This window comes from Pontibacter deserti (assembly GCF_023630255.1).
Taxonomy (GTDB): domain Bacteria; phylum Bacteroidota; class Bacteroidia; order Cytophagales; family Hymenobacteraceae; genus Pontibacter; species Pontibacter deserti.
In genome coordinates, this window is sequence record NZ_JALPRS010000001.1 from 575,779 (window position 1) to 595,644 (window position 19,866).

Here is a 19,866-nt window from a genome sequence, read left to right on the forward strand (position 1 = left end):
CTTGGCTGACGTAGTTTTACAGGATATACTTTAACAGAACGCATAAGTATCTGTTTAAGCTTTATAATAACTATAGTTTATGGAAAAAACCTATTACGACCCGGCCGACCTTAAAAAGTTTGGAGACGTTACGAAGCTGCAGCCTGAAATGGGCAACAAGTTTTTTGATTACTACGGCGAAGTTTTTAAAGAAGGCGCTTTAACTGCCCGTGAAAAAGCTTTGATTGCGCTGGCTGTATCGCATGCGGTGCAGTGCCCGTATTGCATTGATGCCTATACTTCGGATTGTTTGCAGAAAGGCGCTGACGAGAACCAGATGATGGAAGCTGTGCATGTGGCGGCAGCTATAAAGGGCGGTGCGGCATTGGTGCACGGCGTGCAGATGATGAACAAGATCAAGGAACTTACGATGTAATTTATGGCGCTTACCGCTACATCGCTTCACAGGCAGAAACACGAATTATCGGAACCGGCTTACCAGCTTACGGTGCTGCAACAGGGTACACAGTTTCCTGAGTTTGCTGCGAAGTTGCAGCAGCATGAACTGTACCCTTTAAAGCCAACAAGTGTCACGGTTTTGCAGGTTAATGTGGGGAAGATGTGTAACCAGACATGTCGCCATTGCCATGTAGATGCCGGCCCGGACCGCAAAGAGATCATGACCCGCGAAACGATGCAGCTTTGCCTGGATGCGCTGGTAAATTCACCTGAAATAACAACGGTAGATATTACTGGCGGCGCCCCGGAAATGAACCCCGAGTTTAGGTGGTTTGTAGAAGAACTCTCGAAGCTGGGAAAGCAAATTATAGTGCGCTGCAACCTGACCATTATACTTGCCAACAAAAAGTACCACGATCTGCCTTTGTTCTTTAAAGAGCATAAAGTGCAGGTGGTGTCATCGTTGCCGTACTTTGCTGCCAGCCGCACCGATGCACAACGCGGCGATGGGGTGTTTGACAAATCGATAAAAGCGCTGCAACTGTTAAACGAAGTGGGCTTTGGAAGGGAAGATTCTGGTTTGCAACTGGACCTGGTCTATAATCCATCAGGTGCATTTTTACCGGCAGCACAGCAATCTCTGGAAGCTGAATTTAAACGCAGGCTGAAGTCCGGTTACGACATCGATTTCAACAACCTTTTCTGCATTACCAATCTGCCGATAAGCCGTTACTTGGAGTATTTGCTGCAAAGCGGAAACTATGAAAGTTACATGGAAAAGCTGGTAGATGCTTTTAACCCTGCAGCCGCTGCCAATGTAATGTGTCGCAACACGATCTCGGTAGGGTGGGATGGCAACCTGTATGACTGCGACTTTAACCAAATGCTGGAGCTTCGCGTAGCATCATCTGCACCGCAACATATCCGCGATTTTAACTTACAAAGCCTGAACAACCGCAACATCGTTTTAAACCAGCATTGCTATGGGTGCACGGCAGGTGCCGGTTCCAGTTGCGGCGGACAAACTGTGGCTTAAACTAAACTGATGCCAAAAAGAATACTTTTTATACTTGTGGTTTTAGCGGCAAGTATATTTTTTACTGATCTGGGGAAGAACTATGCTTATAGTTTGATAACAAGTACTGTTTCCAACCAGGCTGTACCCAACATCGATCCCGAAGATCTGTATGCCTTGGAACAACCTTATGTACTGCTTGATTTGCGCACACCCGAGGAGTATGAAATTAGCCACTTGAAGGGTACAAGGTTTGTTAACTATAACACATTTCAGGTTGATGATTTGGCTGATATTCCGAAAGATGCTAAGCTTATACTTTATTGTGCAGTTGGAGTACGCAGCTCTAAAGCAGGCGTAGCATTACAAGAGGCCGGTTATACAAATGTGTTAAACCTGCGGGGCGGTATCTTTAACTGGGTTAATAAAGGTTTTCCGGTTTTTGATGCCAAAGGACAAACAGAACGTATACATGCGTATTCCAGATTCTGGGGATTCTGGTTAACAAAAGGAGACAAAGTATATGGACAATAAAGGACTGCTGCTGCTGTTTGTTCGTGCCCCTGAACTAGGTAAAGTAAAAACGCGCCTAGCAGAAGCTGTTGGCCCGGAAGTAGCACTTGAAATTTATATCCATTTGCTGCAACATACCCGCCAGATAACTGAAAAGTTAGATGCTGCAAAAGCCGTATACTTTGCTGATAACATTGTAGATGATAGCATGTGGCCGAAAGAAATTTACCAGCACAACCTACAAGCCGAAGGCGACCTTGGCCAGAAAATGCAGACTGCTTTTGAAGATGCTTTTGCGGCAGGCTATACTTCTGTAGTTATTATCGGCAGCGACTGCAAACAGCTTACCCAGGAAATAATAGAACAGGCATTTGATGTCCTGAAAACTCATGAGATAGTAATTGGGCCAGCGCTAGACGGCGGCTATTATTTATTGGGCATGAACAAACTATACCCGGAGTTATTTCAGAATAAAACGTGGAGCACAGCCACCGTTTTTGCTGAAACCATATATGATGTGGAGCGGCTGCACCTGTCGCATAAACTGTTGCCAGAGCTATCGGATGTAGACCACGTAGAGGATGTGGATTTCGACTGGCTGGCAGATTCCTGAACTATAACTTCAGGCTTTCATAACCATACACATCAGGCCGGAACTGCACCTGGCCTTCCTTGCTGACCCAGCAGGTCTGGTAAAGTATAAGCAGCGGCATCGGTTTTCTGATTCTAAGATACAGGTTCCGGTCCCGCCTGGCCAGCAATTCTTTCACTTTCTTTTCAGTTTGCCCCGACCGTTCTTTCAGCAAGTATAAAGCCAGTTCGTAAGGTTTCTGAAGCCGTATACATCCATGGCTGAAATCGCGCTGCTCGTACTTAAATAATTGTTTACGAGGCGTATCGTGCATGTACTGGTTGGCCTTGCTTACATATAAAAATTTCAGCTCTCCTAATTCATTTTGCTTACCCGGTAGCTGTGTTATCTGAAAATCATAATTGCCTGCATTGATCTTTTTCCAGTTAATCCGCCAGGGGTTTACCTGTTTGCCATGATGGTATACCCGCATATTTCGTTTATAGAGGTAGTTCGGGTTTCGGCGCAGAATGGGCACGATCTCATTCACGGCTATAGAGCGTGGCAGGTTCCAGATCGGGTTTACAACTATACTTTGCAGTACCGTTTTATTCAGGTAGGTTGGCGTAGCTTTCTCACCAATAATTACCCGCATCTGCAGCAGAACTTCACAAGTATCCAGCAGGTATAGCCTGAAATCAGGAATATTGATCATTACAACAGGAAACTCAAGCTCGGTGGTAGTTGTGTTCCAGCGATGCAGGTTGTTTTTTAATAATTCAACTCTTCGGGATGGCGGCACATTAATAGCAGCCACGGTTCCGGCACCTACAAGTCCGTCTGGTTTCAGCCCATGGCGTTTCTGGAAGTTTATAGTTGCCGCAACCAACACCGAGTCATAAACAGTTGTAGAATCGCAGTGCTCAAACCCCAGGTCTTTGGTAAGTAATAAATTATGTTGCAGTTTAGGTACAACTATGTTTGTATCGCCGGGGCTCAGTCGCAGGTCTGTTGGTAATGTGTGCCAGTCGTTTGTGTTGGCAATACAACTGTATAGTTCAATTGCCTGCTGCATCAACTGTGTCTGTCGCTCCGGGTTTAGCCATGCCGGATCCGAAAGCTGTGCCATACTCCTGAAAGGGAGATAGAGTAAAAGCACCGCTACACACCAGTAAAACATGATAAAATAAGAGAGTCTGTACTTTTATCTACGGACCAGCATTTTTATAGTATAGTTTTAAACTGATAACATTTTAACTTGTGGTATGGTTAATCATCAAAATATCATCTGTACTTAGGTTATACTTTCAAATCAACTGCTAAATGCACTTTAAGCAACTATACTTTTACAGTTTTATACTTCTGCTATTATCAGCCTGCTCCGATGCCGGAACCAACCGACAACAAGCAGAAAATGCCGAAGGCTACAAAGCCATAGCTCCTAATTTTAATGCTGACTGGGCGATGCACAAACTTTGGGATGATGGACTGGCCGAAGTAGCAATATATGATGCAGAGCGGGTGGTGTACGGCAAAAAGCGCAGTTTCGATTTCACGATCATTACGGTAAAAGAAGATTTTAATAATGAGCACAATGCTAAAACAGACGACTATATCCGCGGTGATCTTTTCCCGGTGATGAAGGTGAACCAGTTCTGCCGTATCCCAACCGATAACTACCCTTATCATTACCTTACTTCAGTATTTATTAAACGCGAACAACCGTGGCATCTGCATAAACAAACCACATCGTCGCAGGAGTGGTGTGGCAACACGTTTAAAGCCATTACCGATTCCGGCGATAAGTATAATTTAAACTATAATTCGTATTTCGACGGGCAGGGCGAAGGCAACTATAAACTGAAGAAGGAGTTGTTGTTCGAAGATCAGTTACCCTATACTTTGCGAGCACTGCGCTTCCGGAACGGCCTTACTTTTAAAGCCGATATTGCAGAAACGCAGCAAACAAACAAGGCCACGCAACCTGTAGCATATAACGCTACCATCACAAGTAAGAAAGCAACAATAAACAATAGAGAAGTATGGCAGGTACAGGTGCAACTTGCTCCGGATAAAATTAACAGCTACTGGTTTGCTACTGAATACCCGAACACATTAATCCGGCAACAAACCTGGGATGGCCGTAAACTGGAACTGAAAAAGATAAGCCGTTATGCCTACTGGCAAGGCAACTAACTATAAAACAACCATGTCAGCAACTATAGATAAAAGCACACTTCAGTTTTTAAGAGATCTGGCCCGCAACAACACCCGCGAATGGTTCGCTGAGAACAAGCCACGTTACGAAAAAGCACGCAAGAACTACCTGGATTTTCTGGATGAGATGCTGAAAGAAATGGCCCGCTTTGAGCCAGTGGCCAATGCACAAACAGGTAAAGATCTGGTTTTTAGAATTTACCGGGATGTGCGTTTCTCCAATGATAAACGACCCTACAAAGATCATTTTGGTGCCTATGTAGCTGATGGTGGCCGTAAATCTATACTTCCGGGGTACTACCTGCACCTGGCTGGTAATAACAATTCTTTTCTGGCCGGCGGACTCTGGATGCCACCCGCAGATTACCTAAAAGCTGTGCGGCAGGAGATTGATTATAACCTGCATGAGTTCAAGGCTATAGTTGAAGCTACGGCTTTTAAAAAGAAGTTTGGAGACCTGCAGGGCGAGCAGCTAAAAACTACACCTAAAGGTTACGAAAAAGAAAACCCTGCTATAGAATACCTGCGCTTTAAAAGCTGGAATGCTGTTATGCCCCTAACAGATAAACAGGTGCTGAGTAATGATTTCATGGCTGTAGTGATGGATGGATTCAAGAGCCTGAAACCTTTCAACGATTTTCTGACAGCGCCTTTAAAAGAGATCGGGGAAGATTAAGTTACGTCAGGTTTGCATGTTTGCGGCGCTGGCGGTACAGGTATAGTTCTACCAGCAGCCACAGCAGCACCAGGGTGTATTCCAGCGTTATAAGTGCGGTATCTTCGTTGAAAGAACTGGTGCGGTAAGCTGCATAGCTTAATATGGCCAACCCAGACCAAGCAATAGCAAACCGGAACAAGCTGGCTGCAGTAAGTGCTACCAGTGTTGTAATGTACCACGGATGTACTGTAGTTGCCAAAAGTAAATAAACAGCTAGTGCAGCGGCCATATAACCCATCAATCTCTTTACAGAGCCTAACTTTTTAACTGCTGCCATGGTCACTACTATAGCAAATGTTACCAGCGAAAGAAATGGCCCGATCACCGCGATCTGGTTATAGCCTGTAAGTTGAATTCCGGCCCATCGCATTAAATAATACACACTGGCATTAAACTCGAACCGCTGAAAGTATAGATTCACGCTTTTTGCCATATGTTCTATTACTTCCAGGTTTATCAGCGGGAAACTAACCACTAAAAGTGTAAGCCCTACAGCTGTTAAGAAATATACAAACCGCTTAAAGCCTAATTTGCGCCACATAAACGGTAAGAATAGCAGCGGTAATAATTTAACTCCTATGGCAAGGCCAAAAGCACAACCTGCCCAAACTACCCGCTGGTAAAAAAGCTGGTACAGGCCAAGCAGCACAAAAAAGATCATCAATGCTTCCAGGTGCAGGTTGCCAGTCAGTTCAAGTATAACCAGCGGGTTCAAGGCGTAGAGCAGTACATATCCGTCAGGTAAGCCCATTTTGCGTAATAGCCGCAGCAAGAGTAGTATACTTAGTATTTCTGCTGCTATAATCATTACCCGTATAGTTACTATACTTCCGCATATACTTTCAGGTGAAAGCTTTGCTGATAGCCAAAAGATAGCCTGCGCTACCGGCGGGTAAACACTATAGTATTCCGGGGAGTTGAGCTTCAGGTAAAGAGCCTCGTTTATACCTGCCACTGCTACAGCGCCTTCCTGCACAAAGTATTCTGGTAAATGTAAGTATGGGTTTATACCTGCTGCCATTAGCCTGCCATCCCAGATAAACCGGAAATAATCATCTGAAAGCAGGGGAGTGGCTGCGAGCAAAATCAACCTAAAAAAAATAGCAGCTGCAATGCCATGCCACACCGGTAACCGCTGATTCACAACATATACATACGCTGCAAAGCAGGCCGCAAACAGCAGCACCAGCTGTGTGAAATTTACCCGGGGCGTAGCGTAGCCCAACGCAGCATATACTATGGATGAAGCTCCAAGTACAACATAAGCAGCAATCGTCCGGCGTCGTTTGATCATGCCTTCTTGTAATGTGCCAATGTATAAAAAAACACTAACCCAAAGCCCATTGCCAGCATACTATGGAATGGCAGTAACCCATAATCTTTTAGTTGCAGATCGAGCCAAATGCCCCATACAAAGTATAAAGCCAGTAACCCTTCGAGCCATGTAACGATACGTATAGTTGGTAAGGTATAAAGTTTTTTCTGCCAGCTGTCCTGCGCTTTTACAATATTGTATTTCGGAGTCCGGATAAAAGGTGTTTTACGCCCCATATACCCTTCCAAAACAGCCACACTGTTATGCAACGACATCCCCATCGACATGATAAGAAACATTAAAAATTCTGGGATAAAACGGATAGCTGCCTTACTAACTCCACGCCTGCTTGCAGATACCCAGTAAAAAGTAACCAAGGCCAGAAAGCTTATTATAAAAATAGCTCCTAAATTAAATACCCAATCAAACTGAGGATTACTTTCTTTTATAAAAAGAACAGGTATAGAAAGTATAGCCGTGAGTAGTACACATACAAACACACTGCTGTTAAGCAGATGGAATAAGGCATGCAACTTTGCATGTAACGGCTTTGGAGATATTAAAACATCAGTCAGGTGTTTACGGGCTGTTTCTGCAGCGCCCTTTGTCCAGCGGTATTGCTGCGATTTCAGTCCGTTTATTTCAGCAGGCAGCTCTGCCGGAGACTCGGTTTGTTCCTGGTACACAAACTCCCAGCCCTTTAACTGTGCGCGGTAACTCAGGTCCAGGTCTTCTGTAAGAGTATCGGCTTGCCAGCCACCGGCGTCAACTATACAGGTTTTACGCCATACACCGGCTGTACCGTTAAAATTTATAAAGTAATGGCCATTGTTGCGACCCTGTTGCTCCACAGTAAAGTGTGCATCCAAACCAAACGCCTGCAGCCTGGTAAGTAACGAATAATCTCTGTTCAGATGTCCCCAGCGGGTTTGCACAACACCAATCTGAGGTTTGGTAAAAGCAACTATAGTTTTTTTTAGAAAATCAGGGGAAGGCACAAAATCAGCATCAAAAATAGCGATGAACTCCCCTGTAGCACTTGCCAAGCCATGTTGTAAGGCACCAGCTTTAAAGCCTGTACGGTCGCCTCGTCTTACATGCGCGAGTGTCAGGCCATGGCTTTGCAGCAGCTTTATCTTTTCAGCAATTAAAGTTGTGGTTTCATCAGTGGAGTCGTCCAGTAGCTGTATTTGTAGTTTATCTTTAGGATAATCGAAAGCGGCAACAGCATCTATTAACCGGGATACTACATAGCGCTCGTTATAAACTGGTAGCTGCACTGTTACAGTCGGCCAATCTTTCGGAATTACAGTCGGAACTTGTGTTGGCGTGCGGGTAAGGTATAACCAGGTAAGGTGCAGCTGTACCAGACTATAGCAGAATATGAAGGCCAGACAAAGACTATATACCACTACCACTATAGTTGCTACCAGCGTCATCATTTATGCAGTTATATGTACCTAAATATCGTGAAAATAATTTTATAGCCGGCCAGCACGGAGCCTTTTATAGTTCCCGATACTTTAGATACACCAATGCGCTTACGATAGGAGACCGGTACCTCTACTGATCTAATATTCCTTTTAGCTGCTTTTGCCTGCATCTCTACGGTCCAGCCATAGGTACGGTCCTGCATATTTAAAGCCAGCAGCGTGTCCAGTTTTATAGCCCGGAACGGCCCTAAGTCGGTATACTTTACACCATAGAGTAAGTGTAGCAGTTTAGTAGCCAGCCAGTTTCCGAACAGTTGCTGTGGCAACAACGAACCAGCTTCTCTTTTACCCAACACCCGCGATCCGATTACCATTTCTACTGCACCTGAAAGTATAGGCTCCAAAAGTAGAGGCATCTCGTGCGGGTAATCAGAGAAATCGCCATCTAGGAAAACGATAATATCAGGGCGGGTATCTACTGGTTTTGCTGCGACATAGGCAATCCCTTTCAGGCAGGCATGTCCGTAACCAGGTTTAGGCTCGAGTAAAACGGTGGCTCCGGCTAAGCTGGCAGTTTCGGCGGTGCGATCAGTTGAGTTGTTATTCACTACAATTACATCCTCTACCAAAGCTGGTATGGCAGCTACTACTTTACCAATTGAAAGCTCTTCGTTATATGCCGGGATAATGACGTTTACGCGTGCCATAGTTCAGGTTGAACTGCAAAGATGCCCATTTATACTTACTGATACCAGAAACAACTTTACCTTTACTGCCAACTTTTATAACAACATAGTGTTTAACTAGAACAAACAAGTTAAAACCAGATGAGTCAGAAAGTAAATGTGGGGGATAAAGCCCCGGATTTTGAATTGATTAAGCCAGACGGAAGTGTATTCAGGTTAAAAGACCAGTTGAAAGATAAACATGTGGTGCTATACTTTTACCCGAAAGACAATACACCCGGCTGCACCAAACAAGCCTGCGAATTCCGTGACCAGTATGAAGTTTTTAAAGAGTATGATGCTGAAGTAGTAGGCATAAGCAGCGACAGCGCAGACTCGCATGATAAATTCGAGCGAAATTTTCATCTTCCTTTTATACTTCTCAGCGATCAGGGGAATCATGTGCGCAACATGTTTGGCGTACCTCGCAAATTCGGTATTATACCTGGCCGCGTTACTTATGTAATTGATAAAAACGGGGTAGTACGCTACATCTTCAACTCCATGACAAAACCTTTGGAACATGTGAAGAATGCACTTGATGTACTGAAAAGTATGAATAAGAAATAATTAAAAAAGGCCTGCTGAACAGCAGGCCTTTTTTAATTATAATTTGCATGAATTTAACGCTTCAGTGTTAAGGATTTTCCATCATAGAATGATACATGAAGGAAACCGAATTCTTTATTGAAAAGAATTTGCTTAACACTATTTGGTTTAGTGCTGTCCGGAAGTACTTCAAATACATTAAAATACTGATGACCATTTACATCATAAGACGGATAAGTAGGGTTATCTTTATCTATTGGCCAGTCACCACGGTTCTGAACAGCTAATCTTACTGTCAGAGAATCAGGGCGACGCAGGATATAAGTAGATAAATTAAGATGTTTTCTGGTAGTATCCTGTATTGTTAAGGAGGCCTGTGAATCTAGTTTTTCAATACAATCGTCACCCAGAGAATAACCTTCTCCAGGTACGTTCTGAGCAACAGCACTGATAAATTTATAAGGTGCAATATCGCCTACTTCATTTTCGAAATTAACTCTGCTGTTTTCTTTGTAAGCTAACCAGGCAACATCAGCTTCTGAGATCTGAGTTATTGTAGGGTTTTCACACGTTTCGCAGGAATATAAAAATAAGCTGCCCAAGAGCAAGCTAACAATTGAGGTATAAGTTCTTTTCATGGGTGAATGTTAATTAAAACAGATGCAAAATACACTATAAATAACTTAAAATTAAATATTTTGATAAATATTACGACTATTTATCATACTTAATGTTTAGACATTTATTGTGTATATAAATCTGCTTCAGAAAGGAACTTGAGGAGGGGGTAATACCTGCAAATAAAAACTGTCGGCTCTCAGGAGCTTCAGCAAAAAAAGTAACATCAACACTACCCAACAATCTACTTTTTCCGCTTATTACTACGCTGCTAACCGACAGTTATACTTTAACTACTATATCAATAATTTATTACTAGTGGCTTCACCTTTGGTCGGATTAATAACCATAGAAATGTTCCGGCTATTGTACCCGAGAAAAAAGTGAAAGCTGTAACCAACCAGCCATTAATACCCCGCAATTCTGCATCATGATATACCCAGGTTAAAATAAAACCCAACAATGCGATGTATATTATAAATGTTGCAAGTATAACGGCTGAGGTAATATACGTCATCCAGATTTCCATCTTATTACATCATCAGTTGTACATTAACAGTTCTCTAAATTGCACTGTCTTTGTAAGATTAAACTTCTGGTGAAAAGATATGTTTTGGATAATTTGAAGAACTTAATTGTAATGTGGTTATTGTGCAATAAGATTCATTGGATTTTTCTACAAATTGAAGAATGTTATTGCCTAGGGAATTGTACTTGAAGCAACAAATGCCTTTTACCAGGCCAGTTGTAGTTATTTGTTGTTCTGGTGGGCCTGTATTACTTTCTTAAATATAGCCGTGAGATAATCTCCGCCCCAGCGTCCATAAAAGTTCATACCCCGCGCTTCGTAGGCATCAAGGTTATAGTGCCTTGATGGTAGCAGGTAACCCATGTAGCCACCATTAAACCCGGTAACTATCAGTTTCTGATTTTGCTGTGATGCCTGTTGCTCCAGTTGTGGTAAAAATTCTCCTGAATAATCGGCAGGTGCTCCGGCAAGTATAATATCACCTATTTGCAACGAGGTTACAAAGGATGGGTATTTGCCAAACAAGTTATAGAACAACCATGGAGCCAGATGGTAATTATCGCCTATCCGCCATTCCGGGTCAGGTAATAGTAAGGGCAGCCTGTTATAGCCAAGTTTATAGGAGTAGTCCATGCTTACCTTCGGTAATTCAGGAAGTATAACCCTAGCCAATTGATTGCCCATAGAATCTACACTTATAAAAGTATCCCCATGCTGGTAAACAGGCCTATGGCTCGCAACCGCTCCAGCTGAAAAGGCTGCAAAATCAACTTGCTTTTCCAGGGCTGTAACTAATGCACCAGGGTAATCGCGGGATAGAATCTGTTGTTTGGATGGTAACACAGTAGCATGGGCAGAAAAGGTAGCCAATACAGCCACATCTCCATCTGCCTGTTCAAACTTTATAAACCGCACGGTAGTATCACGTACTGCTTCTTCGCCATTCAATCGGTTTCCTACCAGGTGCCCGGCAATAGCTTTTCCGTAACCTACTTTAGCAGTTTGAGCATTGGCTTTGGCTAGTTTTATACTTTGGATGATTTGATCTGCTGTGCTATTGACCTGTTCCTGGCTATACTTGCCGGCCATTACCCAACCCATCAGGTTCTCACCCCAACCGCCAAAACTGGTATGTGTGTGTGTGGCTGATAAGTATAGCTGTTCTGGTTTTAAACCCGCTTTTATACTTGCCGCTTCCAGAGCTTTCGTCAGCGTCATGGGTGTAATAAGCAGGTCCAGAGCTACTAAATAAGCTTCCTGTTTACCGTTGTTAAAAGCAAAAGTCCTGACATAAGCAGAATCGTGTACTTCGGTGTATGCTTTACCAAGTCGTTTGCCATAACCAGCTAGCGGAAAAGGCGGAGGTGGAGTTATACTTATCTTTGCCCAGCCAACCTGCAAGGTATCTGCTTCTGAAATAATAGGCCTATGCTGCTGCAGTGAATTAACTGTTTCCTTATAATAAACGGTTTCGGCAAAAGGTGTGGCATCGTTACGACGAATAGCACAGGCCAGCAGCAACAGCAATGGCAGCAGAAAATAAAGCGCTTTACGCAGAATACGATAGATGGATCTCTTCTTCAAACATTGCAAGTTACTACAATTTTTCTGCTCGCTTAAGCTGTACATTATACAATTTTACAGATCAAACAAGTTTAGGAATTAAAGTATAAACTATAAATTTGGCTTTCTGAAAACCGGCACTATAACCGGATATGGCTTTGTGAACATGAAACTGCGGGTAATTAGCCGGAGAAACTATAAAGAGATATTTATTTAAACTTACTTAATACTACTGATCTTATCAGTTAATTGCCTATGGATTTCAACATCAACCATTTGCTCAAAATTGCTTCGGAGCTTAACATCACCATCAAACAGATCGAAGCAACAGCTACGTTACTGGATGAAGGTGCAACTGTGCCTTTTATATCACGATACCGAAAAGAGGCAACCGGCTCACTTGACGAAGTACAGGTTGCCGCTATCCGTGACCGCCTGGAGCAGCTTCGAGAGTTGGATAAGCGCCGCGAAAGTATACTTAAATCTATCCGGGATCAGGAAAAGCTTACACCGGAACTGGAAGAGCAGATCATGGCTGCTGAAACCATGGCTGTGCTGGAAGATATCTACCTGCCTTACAAGCCAAAGCGCCGCACCAAAGCAACTATAGCACGTGAAAAAGGGCTTGAGCCACTGGCACAGCGCCTGTTTGAGCAGGAAAACTTTGATGTAGAAGCAGAGGCTGCCAGCTTTATTTCGGAAGAGAAAGAAGTGAAAGATACTGCCGAAGCACTTGCCGGAGCCCGCGATATTATGGCTGAATGGATGAACGAGAATGCCGATGCCCGTGCTACCATGCGCCAGCTCTTCGAGAAGAAAGGTGTGTTTAAGAGCCGGGTAATGCTGGGCAAGGAAGAAGAAGGGCAGAAGTTCAAGGATTACTTTGAGTGGGAAGAACCAATTGAGAAAGCGCCATCGCATCGTGTGCTGGCCATGCGCCGCGGCGAAACTGAGAATATACTGATGCTGAGCGCACAACCTGACGATGAAGAAGCGCTTGCCAAACTTGAAGCTATATTTGTGCAGGGCAACAACGCAGCATCGGAGCAGGTTAAACTAGCGGCCAAAGACTGTTATAAGCGCCTGCTGAAAATGAGCATGGAAACGGAAGTACGACTAAGTTCTAAAAAACGTGCCGACGAAGAAGCTATTCGGGTATTTGCTGATAACCTGCGTCAGTTGTTGCTTTCCTCGCCACTAGGTCAGAAAACAGTGTTGGCTCTGGACCCTGGTTTCAGAACAGGTGTGAAATCAGTTGTACTGGATAAGCAGGGCAAACTGCTACATAACGAGACTATTTATCCGCATACAGGGCAGCATAAAGAGCAGGAAGCTGCGCAGGCTGTTCGTTACATGGTAACACGTTTTGAGGTAGAAGCCATTGCTATTGGTAACGGTACTGCCAGCCGTGAAACAGAAGCGTTTGTGAAAAGCCTGAAACTACCTGCATCTGTAATGGTGGTGATGGTGAATGAAAGTGGCGCTTCTATTTACTCTGCATCCGATGTTGCCCGCGAAGAATTCCCGGATCAGGATGTAACTGTACGTGGTGCTGTTTCTATTGGTCGCAGATTAATGGATCCTCTGGCTGAACTGGTAAAAATAGATCCGAAAAGTATAGGTGTTGGGCAGTACCAGCACGATGTAGATCAATCAGCTTTAAAACACTCTTTAGATGATGTGGTGATGAGCTGTGTGAATGCTGTAGGTGTGGAAGTAAACACTGCCAGTAAACAGCTTTTAACCTATGTATCTGGTTTAGGTCCAGCATTGGCTCAGAATATTGTAGAGTACCGTAACGAAAATGGCCCGTTCCGTACCCGTACTGAATTAAAGAAAGTGCCGCGCTTAGGAGACAAAGCCTTTGAACAGGCAGCTGGTTTCTTAAGAATCAGGGATGCGAAAAACCCCTTGGATGCTTCGGCAGTACACCCGGAAAGTTACCCGATTGTAGAGCAGATGGCAAAAGACCTGGGCGTAACTGTGCAGGACCTGATGCAGAAGGATGAGCTACGGAAGCAGATAAATCTGAAGAACTATGTTACTGAAACGGTAGGTCTGCCAACCCTGCAGGATATCATCAGTGAACTTGCCAAGCCAGGCCGTGACCCGCGCCAGACTTTTGAAGCTTTTAGCTTTACAGAAGGAGTTAATGAGATAAAAGACCTACGCGAAGGCATGAAGCTGCCGGGTATAGTAACAAATGTGGCAGCCTTTGGTGCTTTCGTGGATATCGGGGTACACCAGGATGGTTTAGTACACGTGAGCCATTTATCCGACCGCTTTGTGAGCAACCCGCATGATGTAGTGAAAGTGGGGCAGAAGGTGGAAGTTACCGTGCTGGAAGTAGATACTAACCGCAAGCGCATCTCACTAAGCATGAAAGGCGACCCTGCTGCTCCGAAGCCTGCTGCTAGCAGAGACCGAAACAACAGCAAAGGCGGTAACAAAAAAGAAGAAGAGCCGATGGATGATTTCCAGGCGAAACTGGCCAAACTGAAAGGGATGTTCAAGTAAACATTATACTTGTACTTTCTACAAGAAGCACAGCTTATAAAAAGCTGTGCTTCTTGTTTTTAATTCTATTCCAAATGAATAAGTACTACTAAAACCAAATAGATTAAGAAATACATCAACCCTATACTTATTCCTATTATAATTTTTAATAAAATATATTATAATTTGAATATTATGATTTTTGTTTGAAAATTTGTTTTAAATCTTTCAACCAAACTTATAAAATCATGAAAAAAATATTACTCGCATTAGGGCTGGTAGTTTTGGCCACTGGTGCAACAATGGCTCAGGAACAAGGACAAATTAACGCTAAAGCAGGTTTAGCATTAGGTACAAAAGCTTCAGTTGATGATGATGGTGATGCGAAAATGGGTTTAGGTATTAACTTAGGTGGTGAGTACTTCTTCACAGACGCTATCAGCATTGCTCCGACTTATACCTTATTTTTCCCAACTAAAATAGGCGAAACTAAAATTATTCCAAGCGTGCTTAACCTTGATGGCCGTTACTATTTTAATGCAAATGGTCTGTCACTTTATGGTACTGCAGGTCTTGCTGTTCAGAGCGTTAAAGTTAAGTGGGAAGGCGACTCTGATACAGGCAATTTAACAACCTTTAACTTAGGCGCAGGTATTTTATATCCACTTGCTGACAAAATTAGCTTAGATGGCCAGCTGAAATTAATGGGTGGCGATGAAGATGAGACTTTTGATGGTGCCCAATTTGTTTTAAGCGCAGGTATTTCTTACAGAATTAAATAAAGGTTATCTGAATAAGATAATACCTTCAAAAGTAAAAGGCACAGCTTAAAGCTGTGCCTTTTACTTTTGAACCACTTCGAATTGAGATTGTAGTTATGCCAGGTGTATAACATAAGGTATATAAAATATTTATTCTTAAATATTTGGAATTATATATATTAAACGTCAATCTTTGTATTACAATTTAATCTAATTCCTTTTTATGAAAATCAAATTTTTACTAGCATTGCTTTTTGTTGTAGGCCTAGGGTTTACATCAATGGCACAATCAATCTCCGTTGGTCCTCGCGTGGGTGCTACATTTGCTAAAATTAGCATTGCAGGCGATGATTCAGATGAATTCAATGAAGAAATTAAGTCAAACGCAGGCGTACAGATTGGTGCTGTTGCCAATGTTATGATTAATGACATGTTCTCAATTCAGCCAGAGCTTCTTTTAGTTCAGAAAGGTTTTAAAGTAGGAGAAGATGGTGACTTTATGAAAGTTAAGACTAACTATCTGGAGCTTCCAGTTCTTGCTAAAGTAAACTTTGGAACAGAGGAACTTCATGGTTTTGTTACAGCAGGTCCTACTGCAGGTTACCTGATGAATGGCAAAATGAAAATGGAATTTGATGGCGAAGAGGAAGAAGAAGATCTTGAGTTTGAAGATGAAGACAACAGATTAGAACTTGGAGCTAGCTTTGGTGTAGGTTTAGGCTACAAGGTAGGTGCTGGTACACTTAACCTGGATGTTCGTTACGGCTTAGGTATTTCTAGCCTTTACGAAACTGAAGGTGATGAAGAAAAAACTAGAAACCGTGTATTTGGTGTATCTGTAGCATACCTGTTTGGTTTGTAATCAGTACTAAAGTTTAATAAAAAAGGCCCTGCGAAAGCAGGGCCTTTTTTATTGGTATGAATTGTAACATCAGGTTCAGAATAGAATTAGATAAAAAATAAAAGGCATTGGGTATACTTAATATTGTGACCTTCAACGTTGATGTATTCGTATGCAAAGCTGCGGTTTTACATATAAAGCTGTTTAAAATATTTTGGAAACACAGTATTATTTATAACTCTTTATGAAGATCAAAATTTTCCTCGTTTTGCTGTTTATAGTAAGTATAGGATTTACATCAACGGCACAAACTGTATCAATTGGCCCTCGGGTGGGCTTAAACTTTGCCACACAAGTAGTAACCGGCGATGACAGCCAGTATGCCGATGACTGGAATGATGAAGTAAAGGCAGCAACCGGTGCGCAGGTAGGGCTAGCAACTAACTTTATGCTCGGCGAGGTGTTCTCCATCCAACCTGAGTTTCTGTACACACAAAAAGGCTACAGATTTGAAGACGCAGATGAGACTGTAACAGGTAAATATGATTACATAGATGTACCTGTTCTAGCAAAACTATCTTTTGGTTCTCCTCAGCTGAAGGGTTTTGTTACTGCCGGTCCTACTTTCAGTTACTGGATGGGTGGTAAAGACACTTTTGAATCAGATGGGATGGATTTCAGCGAAGATATTGATTTTGATAATGAAGATGATGGCATAGAAAACCAGTTTGAAGCAGGGGCAAGTATTGGCCTTGGGCTGGCTTACCTGATAGGTACTGGTACTTTTAATGTTGATGTACGCTATGGCGCCGGCTTATCCAGCGTTTACGACACAGATGATGACGCAAAGCTAAAGAATAACGGTGTCAGCGTATCAGTAGCTTACCTGTTCGGTTTATAGGCAAAACAATTTATACTTAAAAGGCACTGTGAGAGCAGGCCCTTTTTTGTTTTTATATACTTCTGAGCCTTACACTAAACTTTAACTGGTGCGTTTTTTGTTTGGTTAAGTATAAAATTACTTCAGATGAATCTAATTATCAGAAATTTAACTTTTTGTTTTAGCTTAATTCTCTTAGTGGCAGGCAGCTTCTCCTGTAAGCAGGCCAGCGACCTGAAAGCCTTTACTGAAGCAAATTATAAGCTTCAAGGTATAGAAGATCTAAGGCTAAACGGAATAGATGTAACCAATAAACGCACCCCTTTCGATTTCAGGACATCGGAAGGAGATAGCCTGTTAACTGCTTTTACAACCAATAATTTAAGCGCCACCACTACTTTATACCTCGATGTACAGATGCAGGAACCTGAGGAAACACGAACAATGCAGGTAACCGAACTGGAGTGGCAGTTATTAGTAGATGGAAAAGAAACCCTTATCGGAAATGTACTGGAGCCGATAAACCTGCAGAACGGAGATAATAAATTGCCGTTAACTACAACAGTTAGACTGGCCGAGGTAGAGGGGCTGCAGAATTATGAAGGATTCTCAACGCTAACAACACTTATTGCAAAAGGTAAAGATGTGCAGGATCGCCTAATCTTCCGTATCAAGCCAACTATAAATACACCTGTAGGAGATGTTACCGTTCCGGAATATATTACTGTTGGTCAGCCTGCAGTTAATTAATTAGTTTATACTTCAGTATACCACTTTAGTTAAAGTATAAACAGCCTTAGTAGTGTAAAAATATCTCCCTCAATTAAGCGTTATACTGGATATAAATTTCGCTTAAAAAAATCCTTTGTATATGGGTGCCTTACATATGTTTGGCAGCAAAGTTGCTTATGTAGAGTTACTTAACAGGAACATTACCTGGTGTAGATTAATATGAAAGCGATGTTCAGAGAGATAAAGAAAACAACCCTTGCACTGGCGCTGCTTCTTGCTCCGGCGCTTGGTGTGCAGGCAGCAACTACTCAAGCTGCTGAGGCCGTGGTAAGTGCACCAGCCGGTGCGCGTGATATTGTAAAAGAAATTATTGATGTAGTAGGTTTAAAACCCCGCTTTGAGCTCCGGGCTGCTGATATTGAGAACGCAGCAGCTGTTGTGTATAATGGCAAAAGGTATATACTTTATAATGAGGATTTCCTGGCTGCCATAAATAACGCTGTACACACTGACTGGGGTGGTGTAAGTATACTGGCTCATGAAATTGGTCATCACCTGAACGGACACACGTTAACAAGAGCTGGCAGTAACCCTGCTGATGAACTTGAAGCCGATGAGTTCTCTGGTTTTGTGCTGCGTAAAATGGGCGCAAGTCTTGCAGAAGCACAGGCTGCTATTAATCTCCTTTCTGAAGATCATACTTCGGCTACACATCCGGGGCGAAGCTACAGGTTAGCATCTATCAGTAAAGGATGGCGAAATGCTGATGCGCAGTTGATGGCAAGTGCTCAAGGGCCACAACCCGATCGGAATGAAGTAGTGGCAAGGCCCCCTTCAATAAAGCAAACGCAAACCAGAAACGTATCATTAGACAGCCGTTATGTACTAAGCCGTGTGCATTTTTCCGGAGCGCCGGGCGAGCAGTTTTACCTGACCACCCGCATGCAGTTGGTACATGTTACCAACGATGGTTTAAAAATTATAGGCAAACTGGTTAAGACCAATAACCGCAATTATCCTTATTATTTAGAAAGCGAACATTTACAGCCTCTTTTTGTAACTGTTAAAGGATCGGTGGTAAACCAACAGGGCCAGCGGGTAGGCTATCTGACTTAAGTATAAAGCGGCTACTATCAGGTAGCCGCTTCTGTTTTATATTACCCTTAACTTATTCGTATACCTTAGGATGACTGTCGTTACTACTTTGCGAAGTATAACACAGATCTTTTAAGCTTTATATTTATCTTTAGCTCATGATTCAGACTAAAAAAACCAGACTTTTATACTATACTTTTTTGTTGCTTTTGCCTTTGTTTATACTGGGCTGCAGTACTAAAAGCGATATTGATGCATTTAAAGAAGCAGATTATGATCTGGCTGGAGTAAATGCTGTTAACTTAAATGGTGTAAGCCTGCTAAATAAAACGGATGTAAGCGACTTCTCTTTTTCTGAAGCAGCGCAGCTCTTCAGTGCTATTTCGAAAAATGATCTCTCGGCTACTTCTACCTTAGGTCTGCGTGTTACACTACCAGAAGGCAGCAAAGACAGAACCATGACCGTTGAACAATTGAAATGGCAACTGATGGTAGATGGAAAGCAAGCGGTTAGTGGCCTAGTGAATCAGCCTGTTGAACTGAAAGACGGATTAAATACGATTACTGTAGCTTCAGCTGTAAAACTGGCTGAAGATCAGGGGCGCGTAGATATAAACCAACTCATGCAACTTGCAAGTCTTCTGAATCAGAATGGTAGTGATAAGCCTGCTGTTTCATTACAGATAAAACCAACTATTCAGACCTCTGTAGGTCCTTTTGAGCTACCAGCTTACATAACTTTAACTAAGTAATGTAATATTTTTAGATAATATTATAAGTTTTGATAACTTTTTAAAAAATCCGTCGTAGGTTGGCACATTCCTTGCTTTTTTACTGTTGAGCCTGTATAATCAACT

The 19,866-nt window shown here is 42.7% G+C and carries 20 protein-coding genes; 14 read left to right on the forward strand and 6 right to left on the reverse strand.

What is annotated here, in order from left to right; translation table 11 throughout:
- Nucleotides 1–79 precede the first annotated feature (79 nt).
- Genes MJ612_RS02445 through MJ612_RS02460 form a run of 4 tightly spaced genes read left to right on the forward strand, consistent with a single transcriptional unit; the run spans nucleotide 80 to nucleotide 2,579 of the window.
- The gene (locus MJ612_RS02445; RefSeq protein ID WP_187029107.1) at nucleotides 80–415 is read left to right on the forward strand and encodes an arsenosugar biosynthesis-associated peroxidase-like protein; all 336 of its coding nucleotides are present in this window, start codon (nucleotides 80–82) and stop codon (nucleotides 413–415) included.
- A gap of 3 nt (nucleotides 416–418) precedes the next feature.
- Entirely contained in the window at nucleotides 419–1,474 is a 1,056-nt protein-coding gene (gene arsS, locus MJ612_RS02450; protein ID WP_187029109.1) for an arsenosugar biosynthesis radical SAM (seleno)protein ArsS, read from the forward strand.
- A gap of 9 nt (nucleotides 1,475–1,483) precedes the next feature.
- On the forward strand, nucleotides 1,484–1,987 hold the full coding sequence (locus tag MJ612_RS02455) for a rhodanese-like domain-containing protein (protein ID WP_187029111.1): 504 nt from the start codon (nucleotides 1,484–1,486) through the stop codon (nucleotides 1,985–1,987).
- Nucleotides 1,977–2,579: a TIGR04282 family arsenosugar biosynthesis glycosyltransferase gene (locus MJ612_RS02460; protein ID WP_187029113.1), complete on the forward strand. Its 603-nt coding sequence runs from the start codon at nucleotides 1,977–1,979 to the stop codon at nucleotides 2,577–2,579. The genes MJ612_RS02455 and MJ612_RS02460 overlap by 11 nt, the downstream gene beginning before the upstream one ends.
- A 1-nt stretch (nucleotide 2,580) precedes the next feature.
- Here the strand turns inward: MJ612_RS02460 and MJ612_RS02465 are convergent, their stop codons facing one another.
- Nucleotides 2,581–3,666, reverse strand: coding sequence for a L,D-transpeptidase family protein (locus MJ612_RS02465; RefSeq protein ID WP_187029114.1), 1,086 nt, complete (start codon nucleotides 3,664–3,666; stop codon nucleotides 2,581–2,583).
- Nucleotides 3,667–3,860: 194 nt separating this feature from the next.
- Between MJ612_RS02465 and MJ612_RS02470 the strand changes: the two genes are divergently transcribed.
- Nucleotides 3,861–4,733 (forward strand): hypothetical protein, encoded by an 873-nt coding sequence (locus MJ612_RS02470; protein ID WP_187029116.1) that lies wholly within the window; start codon nucleotides 3,861–3,863, stop codon nucleotides 4,731–4,733.
- Nucleotides 4,711–5,430, forward strand: a complete 720-nt coding sequence (locus MJ612_RS02475; RefSeq protein WP_250419028.1) for a DUF2461 domain-containing protein — start codon at nucleotides 4,711–4,713, stop codon at nucleotides 5,428–5,430. The genes MJ612_RS02470 and MJ612_RS02475 overlap by 23 nt, the downstream gene beginning before the upstream one ends.
- A gap of 1 nt (nucleotide 5,431) precedes the next feature.
- Here the strand turns inward: MJ612_RS02475 and MJ612_RS02480 are convergent, their stop codons facing one another.
- From MJ612_RS02480 to MJ612_RS02490, 3 genes are read right to left on the reverse strand one after another with little or no spacing between them, the layout of a single operon-like run.
- Nucleotides 5,432–6,766, reverse strand: coding sequence for a glycosyltransferase 87 family protein (locus MJ612_RS02480; protein WP_187029118.1), 1,335 nt, complete (start codon nucleotides 6,764–6,766; stop codon nucleotides 5,432–5,434).
- The gene (locus tag MJ612_RS02485; RefSeq protein WP_317233015.1) at nucleotides 6,763–8,229 is read right to left on the reverse strand and encodes a cellulose synthase family protein; all 1,467 of its coding nucleotides are present in this window, start codon (nucleotides 8,227–8,229) and stop codon (nucleotides 6,763–6,765) included. The genes MJ612_RS02480 and MJ612_RS02485 overlap by 4 nt, the downstream gene beginning before the upstream one ends.
- Nucleotides 8,230–8,237: 8 nt before the next feature.
- Nucleotides 8,238–8,927, reverse strand: coding sequence for a glycosyltransferase family 2 protein (locus MJ612_RS02490; RefSeq protein ID WP_187029120.1), 690 nt, complete (start codon nucleotides 8,925–8,927; stop codon nucleotides 8,238–8,240).
- A 120-nt stretch (nucleotides 8,928–9,047) separates the two neighbouring features.
- On the opposite strand from MJ612_RS02490, the gene MJ612_RS02495 reads away from it, so the two are divergent.
- The gene (locus tag MJ612_RS02495; protein ID WP_187029122.1) at nucleotides 9,048–9,515 is read left to right on the forward strand and encodes a peroxiredoxin; all 468 of its coding nucleotides are present in this window, start codon (nucleotides 9,048–9,050) and stop codon (nucleotides 9,513–9,515) included.
- Between the two features lie 53 nt (nucleotides 9,516–9,568).
- Here the strand turns inward: MJ612_RS02495 and MJ612_RS02500 are convergent, their stop codons facing one another.
- Together MJ612_RS02500 and MJ612_RS02505 are read right to left on the reverse strand one after the other, a co-directional pair.
- Nucleotides 9,569–10,132 (reverse strand): hypothetical protein, encoded by a 564-nt coding sequence (locus MJ612_RS02500; RefSeq protein ID WP_187029124.1) that lies wholly within the window; start codon nucleotides 10,130–10,132, stop codon nucleotides 9,569–9,571.
- 731 nt (nucleotides 10,133–10,863) lie between these two features.
- On the reverse strand, nucleotides 10,864–12,225 hold the full coding sequence (locus tag MJ612_RS02505) for a neutral/alkaline non-lysosomal ceramidase N-terminal domain-containing protein (protein ID WP_250419029.1): 1,362 nt from the start codon (nucleotides 12,223–12,225) through the stop codon (nucleotides 10,864–10,866).
- Between the two features lie 234 nt (nucleotides 12,226–12,459).
- On the opposite strand from MJ612_RS02505, the gene MJ612_RS02510 reads away from it, so the two are divergent.
- The 7 genes from MJ612_RS02510 (at nucleotide 12,460) to MJ612_RS02540 (ending at nucleotide 19,761) form a co-directional block, all read left to right on the forward strand.
- Complete coding sequence (locus MJ612_RS02510) at nucleotides 12,460–14,721, forward strand: Tex family protein (protein ID WP_187029128.1); 2,262 nt, start codon at nucleotides 12,460–12,462, stop codon at nucleotides 14,719–14,721.
- Nucleotides 14,722–14,948: 227 nt separating this feature from the next.
- Nucleotides 14,949–15,482 (forward strand): outer membrane beta-barrel protein, encoded by a 534-nt coding sequence (locus tag MJ612_RS02515; protein WP_187029130.1) that lies wholly within the window; start codon nucleotides 14,949–14,951, stop codon nucleotides 15,480–15,482.
- A gap of 202 nt (nucleotides 15,483–15,684) precedes the next feature.
- Nucleotides 15,685–16,323 (forward strand): porin family protein, encoded by a 639-nt coding sequence (locus tag MJ612_RS02520; RefSeq protein WP_187029132.1) that lies wholly within the window; start codon nucleotides 15,685–15,687, stop codon nucleotides 16,321–16,323.
- A gap of 223 nt (nucleotides 16,324–16,546) precedes the next feature.
- The gene (locus MJ612_RS02525) at nucleotides 16,547–17,203 is read left to right on the forward strand and encodes a porin family protein (protein ID WP_187029134.1); all 657 of its coding nucleotides are present in this window, start codon (nucleotides 16,547–16,549) and stop codon (nucleotides 17,201–17,203) included.
- Between the two features lie 177 nt (nucleotides 17,204–17,380).
- Entirely contained in the window at nucleotides 17,381–17,932 is a 552-nt protein-coding gene (locus MJ612_RS02530; protein WP_187029136.1) for a hypothetical protein, read from the forward strand.
- Nucleotides 17,933–18,133: 201 nt separating this feature from the next.
- Complete coding sequence (locus tag MJ612_RS02535) at nucleotides 18,134–19,030, forward strand: M48 family metalloprotease (protein WP_250419030.1); 897 nt, start codon at nucleotides 18,134–18,136, stop codon at nucleotides 19,028–19,030.
- Between the two features lie 137 nt (nucleotides 19,031–19,167).
- A complete protein-coding gene (locus MJ612_RS02540; RefSeq protein ID WP_187029138.1) occupies nucleotides 19,168–19,761 on the forward strand; it encodes a hypothetical protein in 594 nt (197 codons plus the stop codon).
- The last annotated feature ends 105 nt before the right edge of the window (nucleotides 19,762–19,866 follow it).

Coding starts and splice junctions, on each gene's coding strand:
- MJ612_RS02500 (WP_187029124.1), bottom strand. CDS start 10,132: ATGAAAAGAACTTATACCTCAATTGTTAGCTTGCTCTTGGGCAGCTTA.
- MJ612_RS02480 (WP_187029118.1), bottom strand. CDS start 6,766: ATGATCAAACGACGCCGGACGATTGCTGCTTATGTTGTACTTGGAGCT.
- arsS (WP_187029109.1), top strand. CDS start 419: ATGGCGCTTACCGCTACATCGCTTCACAGGCAGAAACACGAATTATCG.
- MJ612_RS02495 (WP_187029122.1), top strand. CDS start 9,048: ATGAGTCAGAAAGTAAATGTGGGGGATAAAGCCCCGGATTTTGAATTG.
- MJ612_RS02465 (WP_187029114.1), bottom strand. CDS start 3,666: ATGGCACAGCTTTCGGATCCGGCATGGCTAAACCCGGAGCGACAGACA.
- MJ612_RS02475 (WP_250419028.1), top strand. CDS start 4,711: ATGCCTACTGGCAAGGCAACTAACTATAAAACAACCATGTCAGCAACT.
- MJ612_RS02510 (WP_187029128.1), top strand. CDS start 12,460: ATGGATTTCAACATCAACCATTTGCTCAAAATTGCTTCGGAGCTTAAC.
- MJ612_RS02490 (WP_187029120.1), bottom strand. CDS start 8,927: ATGGCACGCGTAAACGTCATTATCCCGGCATATAACGAAGAGCTTTCA.
- MJ612_RS02470 (WP_187029116.1), top strand. CDS start 3,861: ATGCACTTTAAGCAACTATACTTTTACAGTTTTATACTTCTGCTATTA.
- MJ612_RS02525 (WP_187029134.1), top strand. CDS start 16,547: ATGAAGATCAAAATTTTCCTCGTTTTGCTGTTTATAGTAAGTATAGGA.
- MJ612_RS02520 (WP_187029132.1), top strand. CDS start 15,685: ATGAAAATCAAATTTTTACTAGCATTGCTTTTTGTTGTAGGCCTAGGG.
- MJ612_RS02485 (WP_317233015.1), bottom strand. CDS start 8,229: ATGATGACGCTGGTAGCAACTATAGTGGTAGTGGTATATAGTCTTTGT.
- MJ612_RS02515 (WP_187029130.1), top strand. CDS start 14,949: ATGAAAAAAATATTACTCGCATTAGGGCTGGTAGTTTTGGCCACTGGT.
- MJ612_RS02540 (WP_187029138.1), top strand. CDS start 19,168: ATGATTCAGACTAAAAAAACCAGACTTTTATACTATACTTTTTTGTTG.
- MJ612_RS02535 (WP_250419030.1), top strand. CDS start 18,134: ATGAAAGCGATGTTCAGAGAGATAAAGAAAACAACCCTTGCACTGGCG.
- MJ612_RS02455 (WP_187029111.1), top strand. CDS start 1,484: ATGCCAAAAAGAATACTTTTTATACTTGTGGTTTTAGCGGCAAGTATA.
- MJ612_RS02445 (WP_187029107.1), top strand. CDS start 80: ATGGAAAAAACCTATTACGACCCGGCCGACCTTAAAAAGTTTGGAGAC.
- MJ612_RS02460 (WP_187029113.1), top strand. CDS start 1,977: ATGGACAATAAAGGACTGCTGCTGCTGTTTGTTCGTGCCCCTGAACTA.